Origin of the sequence: Streptomyces phytophilus (assembly GCF_013870535.1) — a bacterium.
Lineage (GTDB): Bacteria > Actinomycetota > Actinomycetes > Streptomycetales > Streptomycetaceae > Streptomyces > Streptomyces phytophilus.
This window is the reverse complement of the sequence record NZ_JACBXC010001028.1, coordinates 1-2196: the sequence shown is the minus strand read 5'-3', so window position 1 is coordinate 2196 and position 2196 is coordinate 1. Positions and strand designations below refer to the sequence as shown.

1 protein-coding gene and 1 pseudogene are annotated in these 2196 nt (G+C 70.9%); one reads left to right on the top strand and one right to left on the bottom strand.

Going from position 1 to position 2196, the window contains the following annotated elements:
- Positions 1-571: pseudogene (locus tag H5J30_RS28610) on the bottom strand (oxidoreductase); the annotation flags it as partial.
- Positions 572-726: 155 nt separating this feature from the next.
- Between H5J30_RS28610 and H5J30_RS28605 the strand changes: the two are divergent.
- A complete protein-coding gene (locus H5J30_RS28605) occupies positions 727-2130 on the top strand; it encodes an ABC transporter substrate-binding protein (protein WP_181790181.1) in 1404 nt (467 codons plus the stop codon).
- Positions 2131-2196: the final 66 nt, after the last annotated feature.

Here is a 2196-nt window from a genome sequence, read left to right as displayed (position 1 = left end):
CACTCAGCGCGGCCAGGCGTTCGGCGACGGAGACGGACTGCTCGCGGAGGTCCGCGGTGTGCCCGATGACGCCCTGCCCGAAGACGGCGACGTCCTCGCCGACGTGGATGCCGGCGGCGAGGACCGCGTTGTATGCAATGGCTCCGACCCGGGCGAACGACCCGGCGAGCGGGTCGAGCCCGGCGGGCAGCGTGTGCCCGGCCAGCCGCTCGGCGGGGACGACGCCCTCGCTGCGGTGGCCCCAGATGCCCCAGACCTGGTCGCCGGCTGCGGGCAGCCCGGGGGTGCCGGCCAGTTCGGGGGAGACCTCGGTGACCTCGCCGACCTCGGAGTAGCCCCAGCCGGCGACCGGATACGAAAGGCCCGCCGCGTCCTCGCGGAAGAGCCGGGCCCCGGGGTCCCAGGAGCGGGTCAGATACGGATTCGTACCCCGGTAGGCGGTGAGTTCGGTCCCGGCGGAGATGCCGGAGTAGCGGGTACGGACCCGCAGGTGGCCGGGCGGCAGCGGGGCGCTCTCGTGCTCGGCGACCTCGACCTGGCGGGGGGCGGTGAACTGGACGACGCGTTCCACGGTGGGTGCTCCGGTTGGGCTGGTCGGGGGCACGGCTGTTAACGACTTGCGTCGAAGATATCTCAGACTTATGTCTTGTCAACATGAAAAAGTAGTGGTGTGATGCAGTCCGCCAACGCTTAAGTCGATCCAAGGAACAGTCAAAGGATCAGAACATGCGCACGTGGACCCGGCGGTCGAGGACCTCGGCCCTGCTCGCGGGCACCCTCGCCATGGGGGTGCTCGCCGGCTGCGCCACCGACGCCTCCGGTCCGGGCAGGCCCGACCGGAAGATCACCGTGTGGTCGGAGGAGAGCCTGACCGACCGCATCGCCCACACCCGGAAGGTCATCGACCGCTTCGAGGAGGAGAGCGGCGTCGAGGTCGAACTCGTCGGCGTCGACGAGAACCAGCTCCCGCAGCTCATCATGTCGGCCGCCGCCGCCGGTGACCTGCCGGACGTGATCGGGGCCGTGCCGCTCGGCCAGTCCTGGCAGATGTACAGCAACGAGCTGCTGAACACCCGCATCCCCGCCGAGGTCGTCGACCGGCTCGGCAAGGACACCTTCGACGCCAACGGGCTGCGCCTGACCGCCGACGGCGGCACCCGGCTCGGGGTGCCCTCCGACGCCTGGGTGCAGATCGTCGCGTACCGCCAGGACCTCTTCCGCGAGGCCGGCCTGGACGTCCCCGACGACTACGCGAGCCTGCTGAAGGCCGCCGAGACGCTGGACACCGAGGGCCGCGACGGCATCTCCGTCGCCACCGACCCCGCCGACGTCTTCACCCAGCAGAGCTTCGAGGACCTCGCCCTCGCGGGCGGCTGCGACCTCGTCGACGACGCCGGCGACATCGGCCTGGACTCCGAGGCGTGCCGCACCGCCTTCGAGGCGTACGACTCCCTCGCCCGCCGGTACGGCCCGCCCGGGCTGCAGACCGTCGACACCACCCGCGCCACCTACTTCGCCGGCCGGTCCAGCATGATCATCTGGTCCTCGTTCCTGCTGGACGAGCTGGCCGGGCTGCGCAACGACGCCCTGCCGAGCTGCGCCGAGTGCAAGGACGACCCCGGGTTCCTGGCGGAGAACAGCGGCATCGTCACCGCGCTGACGGGCCCCGGCGGCACCGAGCCCGCCCAGTTCGGCGAGATCACCTCGTGGCTGGCCACCAGGACCGCCGAGACCGAGGCGTCGACCGAGTTCATCGAGTACATGATGAGCGCCGGCTACGAGGACTGGTTCGGGATGGCGCCCGAGGGCAAGATCCCGGTCCGTACCGGCACCCCCGGGGAGCCCGAGCGCTACGTCGACGCCTGGCGCGCCAGCGACATGGGCGTCGACACCAGGAAGTCCATGGAGGAGGTCTTCTCCCCCGAACTGCTCGACCAGCTCGTCGCCGGCGTCGGCGACATGAAGCGGTGGGGCATCGACCAGGGCGAGGGCGCGCTCGTCGGCGCCACCAACGGCGAACTGCCCGTCGCCAAGGCCGTCGGCGCGATGACCTCGGGGCAGACGGGTCCCGACGAGGCCGCGCGTGAGGCGTACGAGGAAGTCGACGCGCTGAAGACCTCCCTGGAGTAGCCGAACACCTCCCTTGAGCAACAGTCCCTCTTCCCCCGAGGAACCCTCACCGAGGACACCGCACAT